We start from the raw sequence: 582 nt of genomic DNA, 5'->3' as shown, positions 1-582 counted from the left end.
ATAACTTTAAATTCGTTTTCACGAAGAACAAAAATAAATTATTTTTTTGTTAGATAATTTAACAAAATATAATATTTCATTTGGAAGAGGTTTTTCAACTTCAACTAAAAAAGAAGATGTTGCCTCGATAAGTAGTCAAGAAAGTTCATCTTTTTTAACTTTAAAACAACCTACAGAATGACAAGAAAGATGATTTTTATCATCTAACGCTAAAGATATTGGTACTTTATACTTAATGTTTGCATTATTCTCAGGTTTATTAGGTACAGCATTTTCTGTACTTATAAGATTAGAATTATCTGGACCAGGTGTTCAATATATTGCAGATAACCAATTATATAATAGTATAATAACAGCTCATGCTATTATGATGATTTTCTTTATGGTTATGCCAGCTTTAATCGGAGGTTTTGGTAATTTCTTATTACCATTATTAGTGGGAGGACCTGATATGGCATTCCCTAGACTAAATAACATTAGTTTCTGATTATTAGTTCCTAGTTTACTATTATTTGTTTTCTCTGCAACTATAGAAAATGGTGCTGGTACAGGTTGAACTTTATGTCCTCCTTTATCTGGAAT

Annotated in this window: 1 protein-coding gene; it reads left to right on the top strand. The window is 28.7% G+C overall.

Annotation, left to right across the window (positions count from 1 at the left end):
• Window positions 1-235 precede the first annotated feature (235 nt).
• Window positions 236-487, top strand: coding sequence for a cbb3-type cytochrome c oxidase subunit I (locus tag IE142_RS40140; protein ID WP_220377656.1), 252 nt, complete (start codon window positions 236-238; stop codon window positions 485-487).
• The last annotated feature ends 95 nt before the right edge of the window (window positions 488-582 follow it).

It is taken from the genome of Streptomyces mutabilis, from assembly GCF_014649815.1.
Lineage (GTDB): Bacteria > Actinomycetota > Actinomycetes > Streptomycetales > Streptomycetaceae > Streptomyces > Streptomyces mutabilis.
This window is presented reverse-complemented; position numbering and strand designations above follow the sequence as displayed.